The 26013-nt window shown below is 73.1% G+C and carries 21 protein-coding genes and 2 pseudogenes; 6 read left to right on the forward strand and 17 right to left on the reverse strand.

Annotated features, from left to right (window positions below):
• Positions 1-18: 18 nt before the first annotated feature.
• From UW392_RS17030 to eccD, 8 genes are all read right to left on the reverse strand, one after another.
• Positions 19-354 (reverse strand): hypothetical protein, encoded by a 336-nt coding sequence (locus UW392_RS17030; protein ID WP_320775863.1) that lies wholly within the window; start codon positions 352-354, stop codon positions 19-21.
• On the reverse strand, positions 347-838 hold the full coding sequence (locus tag UW392_RS17035) for a YbaB/EbfC family nucleoid-associated protein (RefSeq protein ID WP_320775864.1): 492 nt from the start codon (positions 836-838) through the stop codon (positions 347-349). The genes UW392_RS17030 and UW392_RS17035 overlap by 8 nt, the downstream gene beginning before the upstream one ends.
• Positions 838-2688 carry a hypothetical protein gene (locus UW392_RS17040; RefSeq protein ID WP_320775865.1) on the reverse strand — a complete coding sequence of 617 codons (1851 nt, stop codon included), beginning with the start codon at positions 2686-2688 and terminating at the stop codon, positions 838-840. Before UW392_RS17040 ends, UW392_RS17035 begins: the two co-directional genes overlap by 1 nt.
• 23 nt (positions 2689-2711) lie before the next feature.
• Positions 2712-3134, reverse strand: a complete 423-nt coding sequence (locus UW392_RS17045) for a hypothetical protein (protein ID WP_320775866.1) — start codon at positions 3132-3134, stop codon at positions 2712-2714.
• Between the two features lie 11 nt (positions 3135-3145).
• A complete protein-coding gene (locus UW392_RS17050; protein WP_320775867.1) occupies positions 3146-3430 on the reverse strand; it encodes a hypothetical protein in 285 nt (94 codons plus the stop codon).
• Between the two features lie 98 nt (positions 3431-3528).
• Positions 3529-3873, reverse strand: coding sequence for a hypothetical protein (locus UW392_RS17055; protein ID WP_320775868.1), 345 nt, complete (start codon positions 3871-3873; stop codon positions 3529-3531).
• A 251-nt stretch (positions 3874-4124) separates the two neighbouring features.
• Complete coding sequence (gene eccB, locus UW392_RS17060) at positions 4125-5717, reverse strand: type VII secretion protein EccB (protein WP_320775869.1); 1593 nt, start codon at positions 5715-5717, stop codon at positions 4125-4127.
• Between the two features lie 3 nt (positions 5718-5720).
• Entirely contained in the window at positions 5721-7109 is a 1389-nt protein-coding gene (eccD, locus tag UW392_RS17065) for a type VII secretion integral membrane protein EccD (protein ID WP_320775870.1), read from the reverse strand.
• A 460-nt stretch (positions 7110-7569) separates the two neighbouring features.
• Between eccD and eccCa the strand changes: the two genes are divergently transcribed.
• Positions 7570-11502 (forward strand): type VII secretion protein EccCa, encoded by a 3933-nt coding sequence (gene eccCa, locus UW392_RS17070; RefSeq protein ID WP_320775871.1) that lies wholly within the window; start codon positions 7570-7572, stop codon positions 11500-11502.
• Positions 11503-12077: 575 nt separating this feature from the next.
• On the opposite strand, the gene UW392_RS17075 is transcribed toward eccCa, so the two are convergent.
• The 4 genes from UW392_RS17075 to UW392_RS17090 all read right to left on the reverse strand — a co-directional run bounded on the left by UW392_RS17075 (position 12078) and on the right by UW392_RS17090 (position 18939).
• Entirely contained in the window at positions 12078-13520 is a 1443-nt protein-coding gene (locus UW392_RS17075; protein WP_320775872.1) for a S8 family serine peptidase, read from the reverse strand.
• 142 nt (positions 13521-13662) lie between these two features.
• Positions 13663-17016 carry a right-handed parallel beta-helix repeat-containing protein gene (locus tag UW392_RS17080; protein ID WP_320775873.1) on the reverse strand — a complete coding sequence of 1118 codons (3354 nt, stop codon included), beginning with the start codon at positions 17014-17016 and terminating at the stop codon, positions 13663-13665.
• 276 nt (positions 17017-17292) lie between these two features.
• Positions 17293-17664: a hypothetical protein gene (locus tag UW392_RS17085; protein ID WP_320775874.1), complete on the reverse strand. Its 372-nt coding sequence runs from the start codon at positions 17662-17664 to the stop codon at positions 17293-17295.
• Between the two features lie 453 nt (positions 17665-18117).
• Entirely contained in the window at positions 18118-18939 is an 822-nt protein-coding gene (locus UW392_RS17090; protein WP_414496282.1) for an NAD(P)H-dependent oxidoreductase, read from the reverse strand.
• Between the two features lie 89 nt (positions 18940-19028).
• Here UW392_RS17090 and UW392_RS17095 point away from each other — a divergent pair, with 89 nt between their 5' ends.
• Positions 19029-19481, forward strand: a complete 453-nt coding sequence (locus UW392_RS17095) for a MarR family winged helix-turn-helix transcriptional regulator (protein WP_320775890.1) — start codon at positions 19029-19031, stop codon at positions 19479-19481.
• Positions 19482-19516: 35 nt separating this feature from the next.
• On the opposite strand, the gene UW392_RS17100 is transcribed toward UW392_RS17095, so the two are convergent.
• On the reverse strand, positions 19517-20392 hold the full coding sequence (locus UW392_RS17100) for a sigma-70 family RNA polymerase sigma factor (protein ID WP_320775876.1): 876 nt from the start codon (positions 20390-20392) through the stop codon (positions 19517-19519).
• Between the two features lie 90 nt (positions 20393-20482).
• On the opposite strand from UW392_RS17100, the gene UW392_RS17105 reads away from it, so the two are divergent.
• A complete protein-coding gene (locus UW392_RS17105; RefSeq protein WP_320775877.1) occupies positions 20483-20941 on the forward strand; it encodes a carboxymuconolactone decarboxylase family protein in 459 nt (152 codons plus the stop codon).
• A 223-nt stretch (positions 20942-21164) separates the two neighbouring features.
• On the opposite strand, the gene UW392_RS17110 is transcribed toward UW392_RS17105, so the two are convergent.
• Complete coding sequence (locus UW392_RS17110; protein ID WP_320775878.1) at positions 21165-21806, reverse strand: MBL fold metallo-hydrolase; 642 nt, start codon at positions 21804-21806, stop codon at positions 21165-21167.
• A gap of 93 nt (positions 21807-21899) precedes the next feature.
• Between UW392_RS17110 and UW392_RS17115 the strand changes: the two genes are divergently transcribed.
• Both UW392_RS17115 and UW392_RS17120 read left to right on the forward strand, forming a co-directional pair.
• Positions 21900-22325 (forward strand): MarR family winged helix-turn-helix transcriptional regulator, encoded by a 426-nt coding sequence (locus UW392_RS17115; protein WP_320775879.1) that lies wholly within the window; start codon positions 21900-21902, stop codon positions 22323-22325.
• Between the two features lie 142 nt (positions 22326-22467).
• Complete coding sequence (locus UW392_RS17120; protein ID WP_320775891.1) at positions 22468-23052, forward strand: hypothetical protein; 585 nt, start codon at positions 22468-22470, stop codon at positions 23050-23052.
• 361 nt (positions 23053-23413) lie between these two features.
• Here UW392_RS17120 and UW392_RS17125 read toward each other — a convergent pair.
• Both UW392_RS17125 and UW392_RS17130 read right to left on the reverse strand, forming a co-directional pair.
• A pseudogene (locus UW392_RS17125) lies at positions 23414-23677 on the reverse strand (hypothetical protein); the annotation flags it as partial.
• Positions 23678-24251: 574 nt separating this feature from the next.
• Positions 24252-24593: a hypothetical protein gene (locus UW392_RS17130; protein WP_414496285.1), complete on the reverse strand. Its 342-nt coding sequence runs from the start codon at positions 24591-24593 to the stop codon at positions 24252-24254.
• A 223-nt stretch (positions 24594-24816) separates the two neighbouring features.
• Between UW392_RS17130 and UW392_RS17135 the strand changes: the two are divergent.
• Positions 24817-25241: pseudogene (locus tag UW392_RS17135) on the forward strand (PucR family transcriptional regulator); the annotation flags it as partial.
• Between the two features lie 52 nt (positions 25242-25293).
• Here UW392_RS17135 and UW392_RS17140 read toward each other — a convergent pair.
• The gene (locus UW392_RS17140) at positions 25294-25968 is read right to left on the reverse strand and encodes a TetR/AcrR family transcriptional regulator (RefSeq protein ID WP_320775880.1); all 675 of its coding nucleotides are present in this window, start codon (positions 25966-25968) and stop codon (positions 25294-25296) included.
• Between the last annotated feature and the right edge of the window lie 45 nt (positions 25969-26013).

Genomic DNA, 26013 nt, shown 5'->3' on the forward strand with positions numbered 1-26013 from the left:
GCTCGGTCCGGGGCGTGGTCATGCCTGCTCGCCGCTGCTCTTCCAGGAGTCGGCCAGCTCGATCGCGTCCTCCTCGGCGCGGGTGAGCAGCGCGGTGACCTCCGTGCCGGAGGTACCGGTGCGCTCGACGAGGTCGGAGAGGAGGGTGAGGAGCTGGGTGAGTTCCTTCATGCCGGGGTCGACGACGGCGAAGTACTGCTTGCCGACCTCGTCCTTGCCGCGTCCGCCAGCGTCCGCGTTGACCTTGTTGATCTTCGTTACGAGGTCGTTGGCACGGTCGATGAGATCGCTGTTCAGCCCGTACTTCTGGAAGAGCGTGCGGAGCCGGTCGGTGGTGATGAGTTCGTCAGCCACGGCGCTCACGCTCTCTGTCCCTGCCGGAGTTCTTGCCGGTGCTCTTGCCGGTGTTCTTGCCGGTGGCGGGGGTGTCGTCGGAGCCGGCCGGGGGCCACAGGTCCCGCAGCGGGCGGAGCATCTCCTCGACGTCGGAGCCGCCGGTCATGGAGCGGCGCAGACCGCTGCCGGTGTCCCGCAGGGGCGCGAAGACGGCGCGGGTCTTCTCCCCGGACTCCTCCAGTGCCTTGGTGAGGGTCTCGACCAGGGCGCGGCCCAGTTCGGCGGGGGCCATCTCGCGGTACGCCTCGGTGTGGAAGCGGATGTCCTTGACGACACCGCCCGCGCCCACGACCACCGTGAGCATCCGGTCCTTCGACCGTACGGAGACGGTGGTGGCCGCGGCCTCGCGCTGGGCGGCGACGAGTTGTTCGCGGTAGCCGGCGAGCCTGCCCATGGCGGCCTCCAGCTGCTGCTGGAGCGAGTGGTCGGGGGTCTGTTCCATCAGCCGATCACTCCCGCTCCGCGGCTCTGGGTGGTGCCCCAGGTCTCCTCGTCCTCGTCCAGCCAGGTGCGGCGGTCGCGGTCCCGGCCGCCGGTGCCGCCGCCCGCGCCCATGCCGCTGCCGGGCGGCATGGCGGACGGGCTGCCGTTCGTACTGGTGGTGCGGCTGCCCGCGGTCGTCTCCCGGGGGACCTCCCCGGCCACCGCGCGGACGCCCTCGGTGGAGGTGGTGGCCGTCCGCAGCTTGGCGGCCGAGCTGCCGCCGCCGAGGTACGGGGCCACGCTGCCGGTGCCGACCCCGCCGAGGCGGGCGGTCTCGGTGCCGGTGCTCTTCAGGGCGGCCGTGCCCAACGACTCGCCGAGGACGCCGGACGAGGCACGGGCGTTCTTCAGGGCCCGCTGGTACGCCGCCTCCTGGGCGGCCTCCTGGGCGGCGAGCGCGGTCACGGCGGTGGTCCGCTTGATGCCGGAGGTGAGGCCGGAGCCGAGGCTGCCGCCGGACGGCACCCGTACGACGTTGCCCTTGCTGTCGGTGAGCAGGGTGCCGTCGGGCTTGGTGACGGTGCCGTTGGGGTTGAGGACCGAGCCGGCCGGGGCGGTGACCGGGTTGCCCTCGGTGTCGGTGACGACGTCGCCGTTCGCGTCCAGGAGCTGCTGACCACTCGATCCGGTGCCCCCGCCGAGGAGCTCGGAGCCGGTGCCGCCGCCGCTGCCCAGCAGGTCGGAGCCGACGCTTCCGGTGCCGCTGCCGGCGAGGGTGTAGCCGGAGGCGCCGCTGTCCAGTTCGCCGGTGTCGGCGCCGCCGGTGCCGGTCTCCAGCTCCGGAGCGGTCGACGACGGGTCCTCGACGGTGGTGTCGTCGGAGGTGGGACCGTCGGCCGTCGGGTCGTCGGCCGACGGGTCGTCGGAGGCGGGGTCGTCGGAGGCGGGCTCCTGGTAGGGCGTCCGGTACTTCGGCGCGGTCAGGGACGCGGGGATGGCCTGCACGGCGCCCTGGTAGGCGGTGGCGAGGTTCTGGGTGCAGGTGACCGCCGCGGTGTCGAGCGCGGTGAGGTTCTGGAGCCAGCGCTCCTTCGCCTTGGCCTCCAGCGCTTTCCAGGTCGCCGCGTCGCTCAGCGAGCCGAGGCCCGCCAGGACGACGCCGGTGACGACGTTGTGCGCGCCCCGGCTGAGCGTCACGGGCTGTGCGCAGATCTCCAGCCATACCTCGGCGAGCACCTGGTACGGCACGGCCCCCGGTGTGTTGCGCCACGCGTCGTAGGCGTTGCCGAGGTTGCGGGAGTTCACCTGGAGGGCGGTGCCGGCCTCGCGGATCATGCCCACCGGGTCGCCCTGGGCGAGTACCTGGTGGCGCAGGTTCTCCAACTGGCCGGCGAGGGAGGTGAGGGCGGCCTTGAAGGCGGCGGCGGCGCTGCCCTGGGCGGGCGAGTCGTCCTCGTCGATCTCCTGTCCCCAGGTGATGAGGCGGTCGTGCTGTGCGGCGAGCATGTCGAGCACCTGCTGCACGGAGTCGGCGGCGGTGCTGAAGCTGCCGTACTTCACCACGGTGTTGCCGGTCGGCGTGGACGCCACGGGGCCCAGGATGTTCCAGGTCTGCCGCCAGTACTTGCCCAGTTCGGAGTCGTCCTGCCACATGATGTTGGCCAGGTTGATGCCCGCGCTGATCCAGCGGCCGTCCGTCATCTGGCCGTTCCAGACCAGGTCGTAGTCCTGGCCCGCGACGAGCGGGCTGCTCCGGGAGAGGTCGACGTGCGGTGACCCGAGCCAGGTCATGCCGGTGACGTCCGCGCGGGTGACGACCTTCTCGGTCGTGAAGCCCTCCAGGGCCTCGTCCCACGTGCTGGCACCCATAGCGTTCGTCGCCCTCTCTCGGCTCAGGCCGTGGTCGTCGTGGTCTTGTAGCCGAGTCCACCGAGTCCGTCGGCGAGCACCGCGGCCATCTCGCCCGCCGTCAGTTCCGCGTCCTCCTCGCCCTTGCGGAGGATCTGGTCGACCTCCAGCAGGGAGACGGCGAGGGTGTCGAGACCGGTGCTCAGGCTGTTGAGCTGGCCGATCAGCGAGGTGGCGAAGGACTTGAAGTGGGCGTGCAGTTCGTTGGCGTTGTCGATGCGGCCCTTGTCGCTGGCCGCGCAGAGGCCCGGGTAGGTACCCGCGTCGTTCGACATGACGGACAGCGTGGTCTGCGGGTCGCCGCTGCGCAGTGTCCGGGAGATGTCGGTGACGGTGGTGTGCGCGATGCCGCTCAGCCAGCCCTCGGTGACCTTGATGGTGCCGGTGTGGGTGTCGTCGGTGGCCATGACAGTCGTCCTCAGAAGGCGTTGGCGCCGCTTTGGTCGGCGCGGATCTGCTGGTCGACCATCTGCTCCAGGCTGGCGGCGCCCTGTCCGAAGGCGGCGTTCATCTGCTGGATGGCGGTCTGGGCGCGGTTCTGGAAGTCCTTCCACGCCTCGGCGGTGGCACCTTCGAAGGAGGCGGCCGCGGGGGCGATGCCGTTCAGCATGTTCTCCAGCGCGGTCACCATGGCGGTGTTGGCCTGGACCATGTCCTCGATGGCCCCGTGGGCCTGGTTGATGACGAGCGTGACGTCCGGCATCTGCTGCTCCTTGGCTGCTGAAGGTCTGCTGAGGTCTGTTGAGATCTGCTGCGGTTCGCTCAGCTCCGCTCAGTTCTGCTGAGCTTTGCTGAGGTCTTCTAGGACAGGGCGTCGTAGTAGCTGTCGGCGGTGTTGGACCAGGCTCCGGCGTAGTCGGCCGCGGTCATCTCGCCCGCGCTCTGGATCTGGTCGGCGTCGGTCAGGGCCTGGTGCAGGTGGTCCACGGACTGCTTGATGTTCGTGTAGGCCTGCTGCCACTCCTGGAGCTTCGCACTGAAGATCGAGGACGAGGTGGCGACGTAGGACAGGCGGACGTCGTCGTGGATCTGCTGGACGGTGTTGCCGGCCTTCACCATCTCGGTGATCTGGGCCTCCAGGGCGGCGCGCGCGGTGTCGATGTCCTGTTGCGCGCGGTTGTACACGGAACCGGTGGGAGTGGTCATGGTGTTCCTCTTCTGCCGGCTCCGGGGTGCGGAGCGGACGACGTCGAAGTGGCGCGGTGCCGGAGGGGTGGAGCGAGCCCCCGGGTGCCGCGGCCGGTCGCTGCCGGGACGGTGGCACCGTCCCGGGGGCCCCTCGCGGGTCCCTCCGGCCGTTCCCAGCGGGGGTGTTGGCAAGATCTCAGGCCAAGAGAGTGCCCTATGCAACCGCTGAGGTGCAAGAACGATCCTGCGCCGCCTGTGGTTTGGCCGATTCATGACGCGCATCCGACACCGGATCGTGGTGCGGGGTTCACCGGAGCGCCCCGGTCGGCGTCACCGGCATCGGCCCCGGGACCGCCGCCGGTTCCGGCGTCGGTCCCGGCGTCGGTCCCGGCGTCGGCTGGTACGAGGCCGCGGGCCGAGAGGGCGGCGGGGTCCAGGGAGGGGCCGGTGGGCAGGAGGGAGAGCAGCCGGGCGGGCAGGCGGACCGCGTCCGAGCTGTCGTGGCCGAGCCGTTCCACGGCGGTGGCGGAGGGCACCGGATAGGCCACCCCCGTATCCGTGACCAGGACGTACGAGGCGCCGGTGCCGGCCGACGAGAGCGCCCGCACCAGGACCCCGCCGCCGGCCCGCACCGAGATCCGGTCCGCGGGTACACAGGCCGCCGTCACACCGGGCTGGGTGTCCGGCACGGACCCCACGGGCCCGGCGGAGCCCGCCACCACCACGGTGGTGGTGACCTGCCGGTCACCGTGACCGGGCACGATCCGGGCGCAGACCCGCTGGGTACCGGGGTTCACCGGCACCGCCCGCGGCGCGGTCGCCGGGAGCGCGGCCGACAGCAGGGTGGTGGCGTCGCGGGCGGGGTGGGCGTCCAGGTCGGCGCCGCCCACGTCCCGCACGGTCACCCGGCCGCCGCCGTAGGCCGACCGTTGGGTGCGCGGGTCGCCCTTGAGCAGGCGGAACTCCAGGTCGGTGAGGGGCGCCAGGCCGTCCCGGGTGAGGACGTAGTGGCGGCCGGCGGCGGTGAACAGCTGGCCGACCCGGCTGGCGGTACCGGCCAGCGCGGGTCCGGCCGTGCCGCGGCCGGCGAGGTCGGGCGGAGCGATGTCCGGGCCGGCGCCGAACGCGGTGAGGAAGGCCGCGCCGACCCGGACCGGCCGTACCCCGGCCCAGCCGAGGGCGGAATCGGCACCGTGCGCGGTGTCCACGGCGTACCGCCGCCCTCGCCACAGCAGTTGTACGCCGTCCCCGTCGGAGCCGGTGGTCACCAGGACGCCCCGGGCGGAGTCCAGTCCGGGTCCCGGCCCGTCGGTGTCGACGACGACCGAGGTGAGCGTGGCAGCGGACGCGGTGTCGCCGGAGGCAGTGTCGCCGGAGGCGGTATCGCCGGAGGCAGTGTCGGGGGCGGCGCACACCTGCCAGGCGGCGTCGGAGAGGTCCTCGGAGGGCAGGCCGTCGGGGGCTCCGGCGATTCCGAGGGTGGCCCCCCGGGGCGCGCCGGCCAGGGAGGCCGCGGCGACCTGCCTGACGACCAGTCGGTCACCGGCGAGCAGCCGCGCGGAGGTCTCGTTGAGCACCGGGTGCAGGGCGCCGTTCAGATACAGGTAGCGGGCGCCGCTGTCGCGGACCACCACCAGGGTGCCCTCCGCCGCCCAACCGGTGGCGCCCCCGGGGGAGATCAGCCCCCAGATCAGACAGACCGCGCCCGCCAGGGCGGTGACCAGCAGCCCCCACATCACCCCCCGCCGGGTCCGGGCGGTGGGCGGCGAGTCGGGCGAGTCGGGATCGGCGCGGTGCAGACCGGCGGCGACCCGCCCCATGACGAACAGGTGCGCCTGCACCTGGTCCTTGCGTGACTGCACGGCTCACCCCCGGATCGCGCGGAGCTGGCCGAAGACACCGGCGAGCAGCGCCGCGAGCGGCAGCAGGGACAGGGCGGCGAAGGTGTGCAGCAGGTCGGCGGCCCGGCCCCAGTACGGCACCAGCCTGCGGCCGGGGACCGTCCAGGACGCGATCACCGCGGCGGCGGCCAGCACCACCACGCCCAGCACGGTAAGGAGCCGCACCGGCAGGTCGCCCCGGGCCGCCGTGACACACGCGGCGAGGGCGAGCCCGTACGCGCCGGGCAGCGCCATGGTGAGCCGGCCCCGCAGACTGCCCAGGGTGCGCACGTGCAGCAGGAGCAGAACGCTGAGCACGCAGCCGAGGGCGGGGGCGGTCGGGCCGTGGTGGCCGGGAGCGGTCAGCAGGACGGTGGCGCAGGCCGCCGCGACCAGGCCGAGGGCGCCGTGCAGGGCGTTGAGGTAGCTGTCGGCGTGCTCGGCGCGGACCCTGACCCGGGCCGCCGGGTGGGGTTCGATGCCTTCCTGCAGTTCGGCCGCGTTGGACGGCAGCGGCGGCAGCCGCAGTCCGGCGAGCCGGAACGCCGCCCCGGGGACGAGACCCCCGGCGAGCACCGTCGCCACGGCCGTCCAGCCCGCCGTGGGCACGGGATCGACACCGGCGGTGACCAGGGCCCCGGAGACGGCCGCGAAGACGGCGACCGTGCCGCCGGCGAGGAACAGCGGGGTGTGGGTGCCGACCGCGCCGAGGGCGAGGACCGCCGCCCCGGCAGCCGCCGCGCCCGCCGCCAGCAGCCGGGGGCCGAGCAGCGGCTCCCCCACCGACCCGGCCGGCACCAGCGCTCCGGCCAGTGCCAGGTACGGTACGGCGGCGGCGCCCAGGACCGCCCCGGCGGCCGCGTCGCCGACCGCCCGGGAGGCCGTGGCCGCGCCGACGAGCAGCAGGACCGCCACCAGCCCCGCGGTGGCCGCCCGCCAGCCCGCCGCGCCTGGCAGCACGAGCGCGAACAGCCCGGCGGCGAGGGCGGTCAGGGTGAGGCCGAGCAGCAGCCGGCGGCTCAGCTCCGGCCGCCAGCCGTCCTCGCGGCCGGCCAGCGTCTGCGCCATCCCGTCGACCAGGTCGTCGAAGTCCGCCTCGGGCAGCGTCTCGTGGCGGGCGCGCAGGTACAGGGTGGTGCCGTCGGCCAGCTCCAGGCTCTCGGCCGTGCCGTTCTCGTCCAGCGGTGCCCCGCCGAGCCGTTGCAGGGTCCAGCCGCCGTGCTCCAGGCCGTCCTCCAGCAGGGTCCCTCCCGCGTGGTCCACGAGCACGGGGAGGAGTTCGGTCAACGGGACGTCGACGGGAACGCCCAGTTCGACGACGCTTCCCGGTGCTCTGACGGCTATGCGGCACAATCCGGCGGTCTGATCGCTCACGATGCCTCGGTTCGGTGTACCCGTCCGGGAACGGCGGGCCGGCCGTTCCCCGTCGGCTGGACTGTCGTTCGACTGAAGATCGGCTGCACATTATCGTGATCCGCAGTCGGCCCCGACCAGGGCCTCGGCGGCCCTCGGGCGTGCCCGCACCCGGTCGGCGGTGTCGCCTCCCGCCTCGCGGGACGGGACGCGGGCCGGCCCCGCACGCCGCCCCGACACCACGGTCCGCCCCCCGCAAGGGCTCGAACCCGACACCACGGTCCGCCCCCCGCAAGGGCACGGACCCCGACACCACGGTCCGCCCCCCGCAAGGGCGCGAACCCCGACACCACGGTCCGTCCCAGCAGGGCGCGGACCCCGCACCACGGTCCACCCCCCGCAAGGGCACGGACCTGACACCACGGTCCGCCCCAGCAGGGTGCGGACCCCACACCACGGTCTGCCCCAGGAGGGCGCGGAGTTGAGCACCGTCACGTTCCGCAGGGGCCCGCGCCGCGCCGGCCCGCAGCTGCCCGAGGGTGAACTCGCCCTTCAGGAACCGCCCGCGCTGCCCGAACCGCAGGGCGCCATGGGCGGAGTCGTCACGTACTTCCCGATGGCGCTGAGTTCACTCGGCATGGTGCTGGTGTTCATCCGGCCCGGCGAGGGCAACGGCGTCCTGATGTGGGTGGCCGTCGGCCTGATGGCGGTCTCCGCCGTCGCGATGCTGGTCAGCCAGTTCCTCAAGGCGTCCGGCGACCGCAAGCGCCAACTGCGCGGCGAACGCCGCGACTACCTGCGCTATCTCGCCACCAGCCGGCGCCGGGTACGCCGCGTCGTCGACCAGCAGCACCGGGCCCAGGAGTGGCAGCGACCCGCGCCCGACACCCTGTGGTCGCTGGTCGGCACCGCCCGCATGTGGGAGCGGCGGCCGGCCCACGGCGACTTCGCCGAGGTGCGCGTGGCCACCGGCGAACAGGATCTCGCCCTCACTCTCACCCCCTTGTCCACCCGGCCGGTGGAGGACCTCGAACCGCTCTGCGCCCACGCTCTGCGGCGGTTCATCCACACGTACTCGGTCGTCCCCGGCCAGCCGATCGCGGTCCGGCTGCGCTCCTTCGCGCGGGTGCTGCTGCCCGGCGACGAGGACACCGCGCGCGCCGTCGTCCGCGGCGTGCTGGCCCAGCTCGCCGTCCTGCACGCACCGCGGGACCTGGTGATCGCGGTGGTCGCCGACGCCGACGCCATGCCCCACTGGCAGTGGCTGAAGTGGCTTCCGCACACCCGGCACCCCACCGACACCGACGGCGCCGGAGCCGCCCGGCTGGTCGTCGAGAGCGTCTCCGGGCTGGAGCCGCTGCTGGGTGAGGAGTTCACCGGGCGGCCTCCCTTCGAACCCGGCGCCGAGCCCTCCCGCACCGAGCCGTACACGGTGGTCGTGCTGGACACCCGGGTCGTGCCGGGCTCCGCCCGGATCGCGGGCGCCGGCTACCGCAACGCCGTCGTCCTCGACGTCCGCGCCGCCCTGGACGACACCCCGGAGCTCGGGACACTGCGGCTGCACGCCGCACCCGACACCCTGACCATGGTCGCCGACGGCCCCGACGGACGGGCCGTGCGCACCCCGCTCGGCCGGCCCGACGTCCTCGGCGCCCCCGCCGCCCGGTCCCTCGCCCTCTCGCTCGCCCCCTACCGGCTCGGCGCCGCCGTCCGCTCCGGGCAGCCGCTCCAGGAAGACCGGGAGCTGACCGAACTCCTCGGCATCCGCGACCTCGCCGGCGCCGACACCGCGGTGCTGCACGCCCCCCGGGCGGCGGGCGACCGGCTGCGCGTCCCGATCGGCATGGCCGCCGACGGCACCCAGGTACTGCTGGACCTCAAGGAGTCGGCGCAGGGCGGCATGGGCCCGCACGGCATGCTGATCGGCGCCACCGGCTCCGGCAAGTCCGAACTGCTGCGCACCCTGGTGCTCTCGCTGGCGCTCACCCACTCCTCCGAGACCCTCAACCTGGTCCTGGTCGACTTCAAGGGCGGCGCCACCTTCCTCGGCCTCGACCGGCTCCCGCACACCTCCGCCGTCATCACCAACCTCGCCGACGAGACCGCCCTGGTCGACCGGATGAAGGACGCCTTGCACGGCGAACTCGTCCGCCGCCAGGAACTTCTGCGCAAGGCCGGCAACCACGCCTCCGTCCGCGACTACGAGCAGGCCCGGCAGTCGGGTGCCGACCTCGACCCGCTGCCCACGCTCTTCGTCGTGGTCGACGAGTTCAGCGAACTCCTCGCCACCCACCGCGACTTCCTCGACCTGTTCGTGATGATCGGCCGCCTCGGCCGGTCCCTCGGCGTCCACCTGCTGCTCGCCTCGCAGCGGCTGGACGAGGCCCGCGTCCACCAGCTGGAGTCCCACCTCTCCTACCGCATCGGCCTGCGCACCTTCTCCGCGATGGAGAGCCGGGGCGTGCTCGGGGTCTCCGACGCCTACGAACTGCCCCCGCAGCCCGGCAGCGGCCTGCTGAAGAACGACGTCGGCGCGCTCACCCGGTTCAAGGCCGCCTACGTCTCCGGCCCCTACCGGCAGGCCCGCCCCGCCGCACCGCGCGCCGTGATCGCCGGGCAGGTCGTGCCCTTCCGGGCAGAATATGTGCCGCCGGGGCACGTTCCGCACCCCGTCGAACCCGACCCGGCGCCGCGGCCGGAGTCCGCCGACGCGCCCAGCGTGCTGGACGTCGCCGTGGACCGGCTGCGGTACTCGGGTCCGGCGGCCCACCAGGTGTGGCTGCCGCCGCTGGCCGAGTCGCCCACCCTCGATCTGCTGCTGCCGCCCGGCGAGCCGCGGCCGCCGCTGACCGTGCCGTTGGGCGTGGTCGACCGGCCCTTCGACCAGCGCCGGGACGAACTCGTCGGCTCCCTCGCCGGCTCCGGCGGTCATGTCGCCGTGGCCGGCGGACCGCAGAGCGGCAAGAGCACCCTGCTGCGCACCCTGATCTGTGCCCTCGCCCTCACCCACACCCCGCGCGACGTGCAGTTCTACTGTCTCGACTTCGGCGGCGGTCTGCTCGGGGCGCTGTCCGGGCTGCCGCACGTCGGGTCCGTCACCGGCCGTCTCGACCGTGAGCGGGTCGGGCGGACGGTCTGCGAGATCACCGGGATCGTCGCCCACCGGGAGCGGCTGTTCACCGAGCACGGCGTGGAGTCGATGGCCGACTACCGGCGGCGGCGCGCGGCCGGCGAGTTCGCCGACGAGCGCCACGGTGACGTCTTCCTGGTGGTGGACGGCTGGTCCACGGTCCGCCAGGACTTCCTCGACCTGATGCCGGTGTTCACCCAGATCGCCTCCCGCGGCCTCAACTTCGGCGTCCACCTGGTCGTGTCGGCCGGCCGGTGGGGGGAGATCACCGGCGGTCTGCGCGACCTGCTGGGCACCCGCTTCGAACTGCGGCTCGGCGATCCCGTCGACTCGGTGGTCAACATGCGGGCGGCCGGCACCGTGCCCAAGCTGCCCGGCCGGGGACTCACCGACGAGCGGCTGCACTTCCTGACCGCCCTGCCCCGGCTGGACGGCGAATCCGACCCGGCCACCGCCGCGGCGGGTCTGGCCGCCCTGGTCAGCGAGGTCGCGGCCGGCTGGGACGGACCGCCCGCTCCCCCGGTCCGGGTCCTGCCCGCGCTCCTACCGGCCGCCGAACTCCCGGCGCCGGACGGGGAACTGCGGGTACCGCTGGGCCTTGAGGGCGACCGGCTCGGCACGCTCCGGCACGACTTCGCGGAGCATCCGCACCTGATCGTCGTCGGCGACGTGGAGAGCGGCAAGACGAACGTGCTCGCCCTCGTCGTCGATGCGGTGACCCGACGGTTCGCGCCCACCGAGGCCAAGATCATGACCGTGGACTACCGGCGGGGTCTCGCCGAGACCGTCCCCGAGGAGTACCGCCTCGGCTACGCGGTCGGTCCCGACCTGGTCCACCGCATGGTCGACGGCTCCGCCCGCGCGATGAAGGAACGTGTGCCCGGTCCCGACATCACCCCCGAGCGGCTGCGGCGGCGCGACTGGTGGACCGGACCGCGGCTGTTCCTCGTCATCGACGACCACGAGCTGGTCGCGGGCGGTGGCGACCTGTTCGGCCCGCTCCACGAGGTACTGGCCCGGGGCGCCGAGATCGGCCTGCACGTGATCGTCGCCCGGGGCGCCAACGGGGCGGGCCGCGCCATGCTGGGCGACCCGCTGCTGCGCCGCCTGGTGGAGGCCAACTCGCCGGTCCTGCTGCTCTCCTGCCCCCCGTCCGAGGGCCAGGTCGTACAGGGCCGCAAGCCCCGGGTCCAACGTCCGGGCCGAGGCGAGTACGTCACCCGCCGCACGGCGGCCGAGACACAGGTGGCGCTGCGGTCGGAGAACGAGGGCGGGGAGCGGTAGGACCGCGCGCATGGGCCCGGTCCGGACCCATGCCGGACCGGGCCGGACCCATGCCCGACCCGGTCCGGTCGGACCCGGGCCCGACCGGGGATCGCTCCGGGGTTCAGGCGGCCGATCCGACGGCCCGGAGCCGGAACGGCCCACAAGCCGGCCGGGAGCGCTCCGGGATACGGACGACGGGAACGCCCCGGAATCCGGCCGAAGTCCAGCCGGAGACCGGAGGCGGAATGACCCCGGAACACGGCAGGGAACGCGCCGGGCCCCGGCCGGGTTCGCTTCGGAACTCGGCCGGGGGGGCGTCCCGGAACTCGGCCGGGCTTGTCCCGGGGCCCGGCTTGCGCTGCCCCGTAAGCCAGGGTGGGCGGTGGTCCGTGATTCGGGCGGCTCCGTCTCGGCCCCGTGCGGTCGGGGTGGGCTTCTGGCCCTCGGGCCACGGCTTCCCGCACGGCCCGCGCAACGGTGATGCCGACGGACCGGCGGGCCGCCCCGTACAGGTCAAGCAACCGCCGACCAGCGGCGAGCCGATCCGTACAGGTCAAGCACCCACCGACCAGCGGCGGGCCGCCCCGTACAGGTCAGGCACCCGCCGACCAGCGGCGGCGACGGCCCCGCGGGACGGCGAAGGCGATCGCGGCGGTCAGGGCGACGACCCCGGCCGCGATGCCGGCGATCCACAGCGCGGCCAGGCGGCCCCGGTGCCCCGGCGGGCCGGGCAACGCCAGACCTTGCCGTACGTCGGTGCCGCCGGCCCCGTCCGGGCCGCCGGGCCGGTCGGCGGTACGCGGGCCCCGGGCCTCCGCCGCACCCGCCACACCTGCCGCATCCGCCGCACCGGACACACCTGCCGCCCCTGCCGCCCCTTCCGCACCGGGTCGGCCGCCACTCCCGGCGCCACTCCCGGCGCCCCCGGCGGCATCCGCGTCGGCAGCGGTGCCCGCTCCGGTGCCCGGTGCCGACACCGCCTCCGCGGGGTCCACCGTGCCCGCCCCCGTCAGGGCCCTGTCCGCGGCGGACGGATAGGCGGTGGCGGTCAGCCGACCCCGCAGCTCCGCCGCCGACAGACCGGGGCGGTAGGCGTCGACCAGCGCGGCCGTACCGGCCACGAAGGCCGTGGCCAGTTCGGCGCCGCCGCCGGTGAGGCCGCCACCGCCGGGACCGATGCCGGTGAGGCCGGTACCGGGGGCGGAGAGGTCCGGGGCGGTGGCGGGGGCGGCGGTCTCCTCCGGGTTCCCCTCGGGGGTGAGGCCGGCCACGGCCAGCACGGTCGGCAGGGCCGCGGGGTACGCCGCGGGCGCGGAGGCGTCGGCCGCGTCACCGTCGTCCCGCGCGGAGGCGTACGCGGGGGCGACGACCACGACCCCGTGGCGCTCCGCCGAGGCGACGGCCCGGGTGAGGGCGGCACTCGACGAGGCCAACGCGAAGGGGACGTCCACGATCCGGGCGTCACCCGCCACGGCCGCGTCGATGCCCTCGGCGATCCGGTCGGCGGTGGTGGTGCCGTCGGCCGCGGTGACCCGGACGGACAGGATCCGGGCGTCCGGTGCCACCCCGGCGAACCCGGTGCCGCCGTCCGCCGCGGCGCCCGCGATCAGCCCGGCGACGAATGTGCCGTGTCCGACGCAGTCGGTGCCGGCCGTGCCGCCGCCGACCACGTCGGGGCCCGCGGTGACCCGTCCGGCCAGCGGGGCGGTCCCCTCGGCGGCCACCCCGGTGTCCAGGACGGCCACGGTCACCCCGGCGCCCCGGCTCAGTTCCCAGGCCCGGGACGGGGCGAGGTACTGCTGTGCCCATGGCGTCCGCGCGGCGGTACGGGCGGACCGGGCGGAGCGGGCGACACAGCCCCCGTCGTCCGGAGGCGCGACGGCCACCCGCGGAAGCGTGTCGCCGTCGGCGGCGGAGGCGGGTGCGGCGGCCGTGGCGGCCGTGGCGGCCGCGGCCCCCACGACACCGATCAGCAGCAGGGCGAGCCCCGCCGACGTACTCGTCCCACCCCGTGCCACCTGCCTGGTCGACGCCATGACAGGAGATCGTACTGGGGTACGAGGCACCCTCCGCTCACGTCCCGCGTCCCGCGTCCCGTGACCCGTGACCCGGGACCCGTGACCCGGGACCCGGGTCCACCTGGTGCCGTGTCCACCGGGTCCCGCCCCGGCCGCCCCCTCAACCGCCCGAGCCCGCCGGGGCGGCGCTCGGTACGTCCGCCGCCAGCAGGCTCCGCAGTTCGTCGGGCCCGGCCTCCGGCATCTCGCTGAGCCGTCCGGCCTGCCGGGTCACCATCGTCTCCAGTACGGTCCTGGCGTAACGGGCGTTGCCGAAGGCCGGGCCGCGTTCGACGCCCTCGAAATGGTGCAGCAGCGCGTCCACCGTCGGCGGCGGACAGACGTAGCCGTCCCGGGCGCAGGCCCGCAGCACGATCTCCACCAACTGGGCGGCGTCGTACCCGGCGAACCGCACGGTGCGCGGGAAGCGGGAGGCGAGGCCGGGGTTGGAGGCGAGGAAGCGCCCCATCTCCGTCTCGTAGCCGGCCACGACCACGGCGGTGTCGTCGCGGTGGTCCTCCATCAGCTTCAGCAGGGTGTCCACCGCCTCCCGGCCGAAGTCGGCGGCCGAGCCGCCCGCCGGGGTCAGCGCGTACGCCTCGTCCACGAAGAGCACGCCGCCGCGGGCCCGTTGGAACGCTTCACGGGTCAACTGCGCGGTGTGGCCGACGTAGCGGCCCACGAGGTCGGCGCGGGACACCTCGACGAGCTGTCCCCGGGGCAGCACCCCGAGGGTGCCCAGCAACTGACCGTAGAGCCGGGCCACGGTCGTCTTGCCGGTGCCGGGCGGTCCGGCGAAGACCAGGTGGTGGCCGACGGAGGTGACCGGGAGTCCGGCGGCCCGCCGCCGCTCGGCCGCCGACAGCAGGTTCACCACGTCCCGCACCTGAGCCTTCGCCTCCGCGAGCCCGATCAGGCCGGCCAGTTCGTCGAGCAGGCCCGCCACCGGACGGGCGGCGCCGCCCGCGCCGGTGGAGTCGCCGGGACCCGCGCCGACGGCGGCCGCCGCGTGCTCCCCGACGTCGGTCGGCACCAGCAGGGTCAGCTCGTCCTCGGTGGCCTCGGGCGTGCCGGCCAGCCGGAACGCCTGCCGGTCGATCATCTCCTCGAACACCTTGCGGGCCGCTCGCGCGTTGCCGAAGGTCTCGTCGCGTGGCAGCCGGGCGAAGTGCACCGCGAGCGCCCGCTCGGTGTCCTCGCGCAGCCGGAAGCGGTTGCTCTCGCACAGCCGGCGCACGATGGTGACCAGTTCGTCGTCGCTGTAGTCCTCGAACTCCACGGTGCGGCTGAACCGGGAGGCCAGCCCGGGGTTGGAGGCGAGGAAGTCCTCCATCGGCGCGGAGTACCCGGCGGCGATCACCACCACGTCGTCGCGGTGGTCCTCCAACAGCTTCACCAGGGTGTCCACCGCCTCCCGGCCGAAGTCGGGACCACCTCCGTCGCGACCGCCGCTGGTCAGGGTGTACGCCTCGTCGACGAACAGCACGCCGCCCAGGGCACGTTGGAAGACCTCGGTGGTCTTCAGCGCGGTGCCGCCCACCACCCGGGCCACCAGGTCGGCGCGGGCCACCTCCACCAGGTGCCCGGAGCGCAGCACGCCGAGCGAGGCGAGGACGGAGCCGTAGAGCCGGGCCACGGTGGTCTTGCCGGTGCCGGGCGGCCCGGCGAAGACCAGGTGGCGGACGGTGGCCGGGACGGGCAGGCCCATCTCGCGTCGCCTGCGGGCCAGCCGGTTGACGTTGACCAGGGTGGCCACCTGGTCCTTGACGGCCTGGAGACCGACCAGGGCGTCGAGCCGGGCCAGCGGGTCGCGGGAGGGTTCGCCGTCCTCGCGACCGGCTGCCAGCGCTCCCGGGCGCGCGCCATCACCGCGGTCACCGCCCAGTGTGTCGGGCTCGCCGTTGCCGTGGGCGGTGAGGCGGTCGGCGGCGAGGCTGCCGTCCGGGTCGGTCGCCCGCAGTCCCGCGCCCCGGTTGCCGGTGACCGTGCAGCCGACCGCCCGCACCGGGCCGCGTCCGGTGACCCGCAGACCGTCGCGGGCGCCGTCCGACAGCACGCATTCGGTGAGCGTCGCCGTCGCGTTCCGGGCGATCAGGACACCGTGGCCGGAGCTGCGCAGCAGCCGTACCCGGACCGCCGTCAGCGTGGCCTCCTCGCCCAGCAGGACGCCGTCGCCTCCCGCGTCCTCCACGGCGCAGTCGATCAGCTCGGCGGTGCCGTGGTTCTCGACGGCGAACCCGGCGCCGGCGCCGGTCCGCACGGTCGCCGCGCGGAACGCCGTACGGCCCTTGCCCGCGACCCGTATCCCGTGGCCGGCGGCGCCTTCGACCCGTACTTCCTCCCAGCGGCCCCGGGCGTCGTCGCGGACGTCCACGCCGTTGCCGCCGCTGCCGGTGACCTCCGCCCGGCGCAGCACCGGGTCGGCGTCCCCGGCGACCACGATGCCGTGTCCGGCGGGCTGTTCGACCTCAAGCCGTTCCAGACGGGCGGTGCTGGAGCCGTCCAGGAGGACGCCTTCGGCGCTGCCGCCGCGTATCCGCGTCCTGCGCACCTTGGGCGCGGCGCGGTCGCCGGCGTGCAGCCCGGCCGCGCCGGACCCCTCGACCAGGCAGTCCGTGAGCACCGCGCGGGAGCGGTCCAGCAGCACGATGCCCTGTCCGCCGGAGTCGCGCACCCGCAGACCGTCCAGTTCGGGGGCGCCCGCGCCCCCGGTGAGCAGGCCCTGGGTGGTGGAGCGGTCCGCCGTGCAGTCGGTGAGGCGCGGGGCGCCTGAGGAGGCCACGTAGAAGCCGATGACGCACTCCTCGGCGGCGGTGCGCCGGACGCCGGTGGTGGCGTCACCCTCCACGGCGATCCCGGGTTTCACCGTACGGGAGACCACGCAGTCCTCCACGGTGCCGCCGGCGCGGCCGTTGGCGAGGATGCCGTTTCCCCGGGCGTCGTCCACTCGGCAGCCGCGGACGGTGGTGACCGCGTCCTCGCCGAGCACCACACCCGAACTGCCGAAGTCGGACAGCGCGCAGTCGGCGACGGTGCTGGGGCGGGGTGAGAGGTCCACGATGCCCGCGCCCTCGGGGTTGGACACCCGGCACTCCCGGACCGCGACCGAGCCCGTGTCGCGGACCAGGACGGCCGTCCACGCGGCGCCCCGCACCTCGCACCGCTCCAGTTCGGCCTGGCCCCGGTCCACGTCGACCGCGGGCGCGTCCTCGTCGGTGCCGGTGAGCAGCAGGCCGGAGAGTTTCACCGCCTCCGCCCGCACCTGGACGACGCTGCCCGCGCGGGGTGCGATCTCCACCGTCCCGTCGGGTTCGTCCGCGGCCAGGGTGACCGGCCGGGACAGGACGAGGTTCTCGGGGTAACGCCCCGGCCGCACCCGGATCAGGGCTCCGGTCCGCGCCTCGGCCAGCGCCGCCGTGAGGGTGCGGTAGGGGGAGCCGCCGGCCGGATCCACCACGATGAGCTGACGCGACAACAGGTACCCCTCCCGCGACACTTGATCACGCACATCATGCCGTGAGCCTCCGTCGGAGGTCGAGCACGTCCGGCGCCGCATCGCGTTCGAGGCCGGTGGGTACCGCTGCGATCTGCCGCGTCACGCGTCGGCTCACCGGTCTCCGAGTCACTGGCCGGTCTGCTCCGGACCGATACCCGCGAGGTGGGAGGGAGGGGCCTCGGCTCCGTGGGGTACGCGACCCGCAGGGGCACGTTCCTTCCGTGCCCCTGCGGCCCTGGTGCGTGATCAGGTCGTTCAGGAACACTTGACGGAGATGTTGCCCGTCTCGTTGCCCTTCAGCAGGCCGCCCCAGATCCAGTTGCCGGAGAGGAGCTGGACCCACTTGTCGTGGGCGATGCCGTTCTGGTTGACGTACTGGCCGTAGTCCCAGCACACGGCGTTGAGGGTGGTGTTGGCGCCGACGGAGTAGACGACGCCGCAGTTCGTGGACGCGCAGCTGCGGACGTTCGCTCCGGTCCAGGTGGTGACGGTAGCCTGGATGGTCGACTCGGACAGCGTTCTCCGGGTGTCCGTCCGACCGGGGTCGGAGGCCGCGACGGCGGGCGCGGCCATGGCCGCGGTGGCGAGCATGCCGGCCGCGATGGTCGTCAGTGCCTTGGTTCGCATGCGCATGGTGGTTGGTCCCCCTGTGTGGTGTGGTCTGCCGGGACATCCGGCGCGGAAGACGTTAACCAACGAGGAGTCGGCCCTTTTAGTCATGTACTCGCCAATTTGGACGCCCGGGGAGTCACCTGCCGTCAGGAGCGAGGGGCCGAGGCGACCGGACGGGATGAGCAGGACAGGCACGCGGTGCCGAACAGCGGACGGAGCGTCGAAGGGCGGTGGGGCGACGACACCGGAACGCACCGTACCGGTACCCCGCGCGTACTCGACGTGCACGTGAGCCGCCACGTGACGGGGGCCCCGAGGTGTGCCGTGAGGAAACGGCGTGAAAGGGGCCCGCTCGTCCCGGTGAACCTGCTCGCACTCCCCGCACCGCTCCATGCCCCACGCCGTGCCGGCCCCCGGCCGACCAGGTCCCGGACAGGTTCATGCTCCAGGAGGTGACCGGGGTGAGCTTCAGGATCCGCTGCTCCCGGGGTCACCGGCCCGCAGAAGCCTGCCGAGGTCGAAGGTGACGCGGACGCCGCTGATGCGGCCGTCTTCGACGTGCAGCCAACCGGCCACGGAGAAGGGGGCCGAACCACCACGGGGGTGCAGGTCGAACCAGGTCATGACGTCGCCGCCGTCGACCCACCGCTTGCGGAATTCGAGGGTGCCGGTGAGAGCGAAGATCCGGCTCAGGGACGCCTGGTACTGCTCGGCGCCGTCGATCCGCCCCAGGGGCCCGTGAACGATCACATCGGAAGCGAGTACGCCGGCCGGAGCAGCCGGCTCATTGGCCTGCGGGGCGCGCAGCGGCGCGAGTGCCTGGCTCCATGCGACGACCTGGTCGAGCATGGTGTCGAGCACCGGCAGGTTGTAGTCGCCCGGCGTGAACGTCGAGTGGTTCTCGAACTCGGTGGCGAAGGGCAGGACGACCTGGGCGCGTACGTCGGCCATCATCAGCTCCCCGGCCATCACCCGCAGGTGCTCCACGGCACGGACGCCGCCGTGGGCGCCGTAGGAGATGAAGCCGATGGCCTTGTTGTTCCACTCGGCGAACAGGTAGTCGATCGCGTTCTTCAGCACACCGCTGGTGCTGTGGTTGTACTCCGGCGTTATGACGATGAACCCGTCGAACGACGCGATCTTCTCGGCCCAGCGCCGGGTGTGTTCGTTCTGGTACTGGCCGAACGAGGGCGGCATCACCTCGTCGAGGTGGGGCAGCGGGAAGTCCCGCAGGAACCAGCGCAGCCCTCGGCGACCTCGCCCCGGCCGACGGGGCGCCCCTCGGCGCACAGGCCGCGCCGGAGGCCGACGCCACGGCCCTGATCCAGCTCTCCGGGCTGGTCCGGGACACCTTCCAGCGCGTCGCCGAGCGTCACGACCTGACTCCCGCGCAGGCTCGCATGCTCTGCGTCCTGGCGGAGAAGCCGCGCGGCATGGCCGAACTCGCCCGCCTCTTCGGCGTGGGCAAGGCCAACCTGACCGGACTCGTCGACCGGGCCGCCCAGCGCCACCTCGTCGAACGCTCACTCGTCCCCGGCGACCGCCGCGCCGTCCAGGTGGTCCTCACCGAAGACGGACGCCGCTCGGCCCTCGCCTTCCACCAGAACGTGGTCGAAGAGCTCGACCGGCTCCTCGCCCCACTGACCCCCGCGGTCTCGCGCCGAATTCCGGGAAAGCGCCGACGTCATCGCCAAGGCGGCCGGCCACCCCGGCACCTGACCTCCCCACCGGACCTGCTGACCGCCCGACGCCGCCTCGGCGCGCCCCGGACACAGAGTCCGAGTGAGGGCGGCTACCACTCCCCCGCATTCGACCGGTCACATGTCTCATGAGACATGTCGAAGGTTTCCCCCGGCCGACGGGAGGGTCACGCCGGCTCGGGCAGATCCATGAGCGCGAGTTCGGCCGGGTCGACCACGGCGGTGATCTCGGTGATGCGGCCGTCGGTGACGGTGAAGGCAAGGAGGGAGCGCGGGGTGCCGTCCTCGTTCCAGGAGAGGACGCCGGGGCGGCCGTTGACGGTCGCCGTGTGTCCTCGTGCCGCGCTGCCGGCGACGCGCGCGCGGGTGGCGACCTCGGTGGCCCCGATCGTGACGAACCGGCCGTTCGGGGTGTGGACGGTGAACTTCACCTCGGGGTGGAGAACGTGCAGTAGCTGCTCGAACCGGCCGTCGCGGGCCGCGGCCAGGAATGCCCGCACCACCTCGCGTTGCTGTCGCACGCCACCGGCCGACTGCCGGGCGGTCCGTACTTTCCTACGGGCGCGGCTGGTGAGCATCTTGGTCGCGTCGGCGGTTCTGCCGAGGATGGTGCCGACCTCCGCGTGGGACACGGCGAACACATCGTGCAGCACGAACGCCAGCCGCTCGTCCGGGCGCAGCGAGTCCAGGACGGTCAGGAGTGCGAGACCGACGGAGTCCCCGAGTGCCACGAGATCTTCCGGGGCGGGGGCGTCGTCGAGCGTCACGGTGTATTCGGGCAGCCGGTCGTCGAGGGCGACTTCCGGGCGAGTGCGGCCCGAGCGTAGGACATCGAGGCTGATGCGGCCGACCACGGTGGTCAGCCAGCCACCGAGGTTGTCGATGGCGTCGGCGTCCTGCCGGGAGAGACGCAGCCACGCCTCCTGGACCACGTCCTCCGCGTCGGCGTACGAGCCGAGCACGCGGTGCGCGACAGCTCGGAGCCGGTCGCGGTGGGCCTCGAAGGCCTCGGCGAGCGGATCCGTGGGATGAGCGCCGGACATGGTGTTACCTCCTTGGAAGCGGCTCCGTCATAGGGGTGACGGGCACCGGCCCGGAAACGTAACCCCCCTGATGAAGGAGAGCACCCTCCCATGGAGAACCGGCTCAAGAACAAGAACACCGACAGCTCCGATGTGTGGACCGCGATCGGGCACCTGCAGAAGGCGATCGCCGCCGGCGGCGTCGACCCGAAGCTGCTCGCACTGGTCCACCTGCGCGTCAGCCAGATCAACGGCTGTTCGGCGTGCGTCCACGCCGGTGTCGCCGGAGGGAAGAAGGCCGGTGACACCGACGAGCGGCTGCACAACGTGGCGGCATGGCGCGAGGCACCCTTCTACACCGACGCGGAGCGCGCCGCACTGGCACTGGCCGAGGCCGCCACCCGGCTTCAGGACGGTGCGGAAGGCGTCACCGACGCGGTCTGGGACGAGGCCAACGCCCATTTCACCGAGGAACAGATCGGCGCCGTCAACCTGGAGATCGCACTGACCAATTTCTTCAACCGGATCAACCGCACCATCAAGGAACCGGCCGGCCAGACCTGGAACTGAGCCGGCAAGGCTTCTACCACCTGACCGCACAGCAGTCGGGGTCTTCCACCCCCACTACCACGAGACGACTCATGCCGCTGATCCGCCGACGGGTGAGGACCATAGATGAGACAGGCGCCCGCCGCCCCCGCCGCCCCCGCCGCCCCTGAGCCTCAGAGCTGAGCGCGTGAGCCGGCGGGAGGTGACGGGGGCGATCCGGCGAGGAAGGCGCCGCCACCGGATCTCAGTCGATCCGGACACTCATGCCCGCGGCCAAGCAGCGATAGCGGGCGGGGACTCCGGGACCACGCTCGCCGAGGAAGCCCTCGACCATGGCGGTACCGATGTCGTTGAGGGCACCGTCATGCACGGCGTAGGCGTCGCGGGGCGCGACCTCGCGCAGATAGTCGATCAGATCACCGACGGTGGACCAGGGAGCGTGCACCGGCAGCAGCAGCGTGCCGACCGGGGTGCCGGGGACGGTCAGGGCGTCACCGGGATGGAAAACGGTTCCGTCCACCAGGAAGCCCACGTTGGGGATGCGCGGGACATCCGGGTGGATGACCGCGTGCCAGGCTCCGTGAACCGTGATGCCGAAGCCTGCGGCGCCGAAGGCGTCCCCCTCCCCGGTGACAACAACCTGCGCGCCGAGGCCGTCCAGTCGCTTCGCGACGGACGAGTTGGTCCAGATACGCAGTCCCGGACGCGCCGCGGCAGCCCGGCGCAGCGCCTCCTCCGAGAAGTGGTCGAAGTGCTCGTGCGTCACGAGCACCGCGTCGGCGCCTTCCAGCACCCTCGGGTCGGTCAGGCCGCCCGGGTCGATGACCAGACGGCGCCCCTCCTTCTCCAACCGCACACACGCATGACCGAACTTGGTGAGCTCCATGACCAGCACGCCCTTCTGTCTCCGATAACCAAACAACTCAGTTGTACAACTAAACTGTACAACTAAGTGCAAGAGGAGCGCTAGGATGGCCCCATGAACGAAGACGCACTGGCCGAAGAGCTGCGGCGGTCACTCGGCGAACTGGTCCGGGCTGTGCGTACCGTGGACACCATGCCGCCCGGCGAGGCCGCCGTCCTCGGATACCTCGACCGTGACGGCCCCTTGACCACAGCCGACCTCGCCCGTCTGCGCGGCGTCACACACCAGTCGGCCGCCAAATCGGTGAAGGAGCTCTCCACCGACGGCCTGGTCCGTGGCGAGCGCCATCCCGACGACGGCCGCAAGCTGCTGCTGCACCTCACCGACGCCGGCCGCTCCCGCCTCCAGCGGGAACGCGCTCTGCGCACAGACGCCCTCGGCGCCGCCATCCAGGAGACCTTCACGCCCGACGAGATACGGCGACTCAGCGAGTCCGTCGCCCTGCTGTCCCGCTTGACGGCCCGCCTCACCGGGAACTGACTGCCCGCCGCAGACCTCCCGGCGAGAGCCCGCGTCAACCCTCACCCGGCCGTCCCCGGCCGTCCCCGGCCATCCCCGGCCATCCCGTGCGGATGACAGCCCACCCGATCGCGAATCTCCTACAGACAGCATGGGAGTGAGCATGGAAGTCATCGGCGCAGCACACGTGACCGTGGGACTCGGACCGTTGATTCGGCAGTACGGCGGATGGACGGAGGGACCGCTTCCCGTACATGCTGGCCCGGTGGACACCGCTGCTTGGACCAGCGTTGTGGCTGCGGCCGCCGGGATCACGGGTGCCGCGGTAGGTGGCGGTTGCGCGATCCTGGCCAGCCGGTTGCAGACACAAGCTCTGCATCGGCAATGGCGCCGACAGGGACAGCGTGACGAGTACGCCACATTCATCGCAGCCGCTACCGCCCTCATCCACGAGCTCTGGAGTTTCGAGGGAGAGTGCGAACGAGGTGAAGTGTGGGGGTTCGAGATGTCGGAGAAGCACCAACTTCTGCGGTCGCTCTCCCTGAACCTGCTGGCACGCGTTCACCACATCGGGCTCGAAGGCCCACACGGCGTCATCCGGGCCACGTACGAGGTAGTCGATGCCCTCGACCGGGTTCTGGACGGCGTGATCGACATCGCGGAACACGTGGGCGACCAGAAGTGGTGCATGCACCCACGTCATGGACGAGGAAGGTGGATGCCCTCGTGGAATCAGTGGACACGGTGACGTCCCTCGCTCGTCGGACACTCGCATGACCGGGCGACCCACCGTCTGAGGACATCCCGCGGCACCGTCGCGCCTCCACAGCGACTGCCGTGCCGTCCTGACGGGTCGCCGGTGTCCCACTGGGGCCGGCTCCACGGGCAGTGCCCCGCACGCGCGCCACGCGCTTCCGATTCGGTGAACTCCACCACGCACGGCGCCTGGAAGTACTTCTACTTCTCCAACTGACCGGCCGTCGACGCGGGCGGGCCTCGCCGTAGGGCCCGGCTGCCGATGGTCCCGCCAGTGTCCACGAAGCCGGCAGGCTCAGCGCCTGGGCGGAAGCCGACCGGGGCTGAGCGGTGCAGAGGAACAGGGTGGTTCGGCCGTCGCCGTGAGGTACGAGCGTCTCGTACCTCACGGTGAGTCCGCCGACCAAGGGGTGCCGGAACCGACACGCCCGCCAGGCGGGCGACCTCCTCCCGCCGAAGGCCGGGCAGGCGCCGGACGCGGCTGTCCTGCCCGCTCGGGATCGCAGTGGGCGCGGGAGCGCTTGAGGAAGTCCGCGAGCTCCCCAGGGCAGCAACGTGGCCGCCGCGCCCCGCTCCGTCGAGCGCCTGACGACCGCGCCGGGCAGCACAGCCGACACCGGCCGGCTCCTCGCGCTGACCGTGGACCTGACGGACGAGGCTCAGGTCAAGGGTGCGTGGAGCGGGCGACGGAGCGCTTCGGCCGTCTGGACGTCGTCGTCGACAACGCGGGCTACGGCTACTCGCGGCCGTCGAGGAGACCGGTGCCGAGGCCGTGCGGGACATGCTCGACGTCCAGGTCGTCGGGGTGTGAACGTGCTGCGCGCGGCACCGGTGCCGTCACCTCGGGCGGGGACTCGGCCGCGGGGACGGTGTCGGGGTGCCGGTCGAAGAACTTCCGGGCCAGGCCCGGTCGTCCGCACTCAGCGCCTCTTCGGCCGCCTCGAACTGGAAGTACGACAGGTACCACGATCGCTTGCGCCGGTCGAGGACGGGATCGATGAAGAAGCCGTTGAGGTGGCTGACATTCTCCGAGATGGGACCGAGGACCGCTCGGGGTTGAGGGCCGCGAGCATCCACGCCGGGAGGCTGCCGCGGTCGCCGCCCTCCACGTGGAACGTCTCCGGGCCCAGGGCGTCCACCACGGCCAGGGCGCGTTCGTAGTAGTCGCGGCCGGAGTGGAGTTCCACCTTCTCAGGGCGGTCGGAGCAACAGGGACAGTCCCTGCGGCTGCGTCTTGTGGTCCGTCTTCGCGCCACCGCACGTCACATCGCGGAACGTGGCGACGTCCAGCCGCTCCGCCAGCTCGTGCGGGTGCGGGTAGTTCTGCGTGGAGCGGCCGCAGGCCAGCGGCCCCGTGGGCCAGGGAATCAGCGGACCCGAGGCCACCGAGTCGCCGAGGGCCACGTACACCTCCCCCGCCGCGGACTCGGCGACGGCGACGGCGACGGCGGTGGCGGCGGTGGCGGCGGTAGCGGCGGGCGCTCCCGTCAGCAGCCCGGCCACCAGACCCGCGCCGAGCGCGCGTTTGACCATGCGGGTGATTCCTTTGCGGTACGACCTGTTCACTGCGGCTCCCGAAGTCCGAGGACGGTATGGCGGCAAGCTGTGCGAGGCGCGGTACGGGAGAAACGGTGCGGATACGCTTCCGCGGCGGTGGATGCGGATCCGCGCCGGCGTCGGAGCTGGAGCGGAAGGTGCCGCTGGTCATCTTGCAGTCCTCCGGGGCCCTGCCTAACTGGGCGGTAACGCAGACTTCGCCGACGTGCCGGTGACCGCCTCGGCCGAGACGGCCGAACCGCCCGGGATACCGGCGGCCGTCGCCCGTACCGCCGAGGTCGTCGCCCTCGTACGCCGCTCCGGCCGGTCAGCCGGCCTCTACCGGCTGGCCGACGTCCTCCTCGACTACCAGCTGAGCCGCCCCGGCGAGCCCTGCACGGCCTGGCCTCCCTGCTGCGGCCCCTGGAGGGCAGACCGGGCCTCCTGCGGACCCTGGAGACCCGTCTCGCGCGCGAACTGGACCGCCGCGCCACCGCCGCGTCGCTCCACATCCACCCCAACACGGTCGACTACCGACTGCGCCGCATCACCACCCTCACCGGCCTGTCGCCGACCCGCCCCCTGGATCTCCAGCACCTGGGCGCGGCCCTCGTCGCACGCCGGTCACTGCGCCCGGACGGCTGACTCCCCGGACGCGGCGGCTCCGGCACGGTCTCCCGCGGGGGCAGAACCGGGTTCAGGCGGATGCGCGGGCGATGATGCCCGCGGTGAGCGTGGCCAGCATCTCCCGCAGGGCGGTCACGAAGTCCAGCTTGAACGCGGTGAGTGAGGGGTCGGCTTCGTAGGCGGCGAGCATCGCCGCAGAGGGCCGTGCGTGGGTCCACACGGCACCGATGGCCATGATCATGGCTGCGGTCAACTGCGGTGCGGCGTCACCCAGTTCAGGAAGGTACTGGTGGGCCAACGCCGCGATGTCTGCGACGTTGGCCACGGCCGCGCGCTTGTAGCCGGCGGCCACCAGCGGGGAGACGTTGTGTTCCAGTACCCCCGCCTGCGCGCTCAGCAGGTCGCACAGGACCCGGCGTGGGGCGAGGGAGCCCGCGACGACGGCGGCGAACTGCTCCGCACGCCGACTCACCGGAGCCTCACGGTCGATGCCGGCGTGCGCGAGGGCAGGCAGGTCGGCCACCCACTGCCGCCAGGCGCGGTCGAGCAACTCCAGCAGGATCGCCTCACGCGATTCGAAGTAGCGCAGCACGTTGGACTTCGCCAGCCCGACACGGCGGCTCAGCTCGTTGAGGCTGATCTCGCCGATGGGCATCTCGTCGAGCATGGCGGCGGCGGTGTCCAGGATGGCCTGGCGCCGCACCTCACGCTGCTCCTCACTCCGCGCGCGCTGGAAGTTCGTCATGCCCCCAGATTACAGACAGCCGGTCTTTTGACATCAGACCGGCGG

This window comes from Streptomyces sp. CRN 30, from assembly GCF_034105845.1.

Bases quoted from the DNA above. Each gene is read 5' to 3' on its own strand.
- UW392_RS17035 (WP_320775864.1), bottom strand. From the start codon at position 838: ATGGAACAGACCCCCGACCACTCGCTCCAGCAGCAGCTGGAGGCCGCC.
- UW392_RS17040 (WP_320775865.1), bottom strand. From the start codon at position 2,688: ATGGGTGCCAGCACGTGGGACGAGGCCCTGGAGGGCTTCACGACCGAG.
- UW392_RS17045 (WP_320775866.1), bottom strand. From the start codon at position 3,134: ATGGCCACCGACGACACCCACACCGGCACCATCAAGGTCACCGAGGGC.
- UW392_RS17050 (WP_320775867.1), bottom strand. From the start codon at position 3,430: ATGCCGGACGTCACGCTCGTCATCAACCAGGCCCACGGGGCCATCGAG.
- UW392_RS17055 (WP_320775868.1), bottom strand. From the start codon at position 3,873: ATGACCACTCCCACCGGTTCCGTGTACAACCGCGCGCAACAGGACATC.
- UW392_RS17075 (WP_320775872.1), bottom strand. From the start codon at position 13,520: ATGGCGTCGACCAGGCAGGTGGCACGGGGTGGGACGAGTACGTCGGCG.
- UW392_RS17085 (WP_320775874.1), bottom strand. From the start codon at position 17,664: ATGCGAACCAAGGCACTGACGACCATCGCGGCCGGCATGCTCGCCACC.
- UW392_RS17100 (WP_320775876.1), bottom strand. From the start codon at position 20,392: ATGTCCGGCGCTCATCCCACGGATCCGCTCGCCGAGGCCTTCGAGGCC.
- UW392_RS17105 (WP_320775877.1), top strand. From the start codon at position 20,483: ATGGAGAACCGGCTCAAGAACAAGAACACCGACAGCTCCGATGTGTGG.
- UW392_RS17110 (WP_320775878.1), bottom strand. From the start codon at position 21,806: ATGGAGCTCACCAAGTTCGGTCATGCGTGTGTGCGGTTGGAGAAGGAG.
- UW392_RS17115 (WP_320775879.1), top strand. From the start codon at position 21,900: ATGAACGAAGACGCACTGGCCGAAGAGCTGCGGCGGTCACTCGGCGAA.
- UW392_RS17120 (WP_320775891.1), top strand. From the start codon at position 22,468: ATGGAAGTCATCGGCGCAGCACACGTGACCGTGGGACTCGGACCGTTG.
- UW392_RS17130 (WP_414496285.1), bottom strand. From the start codon at position 24,593: ATGGTCAAACGCGCGCTCGGCGCGGGTCTGGTGGCCGGGCTGCTGACG.
- UW392_RS17140 (WP_320775880.1), bottom strand. From the start codon at position 25,968: ATGACGAACTTCCAGCGCGCGCGGAGTGAGGAGCAGCGTGAGGTGCGG.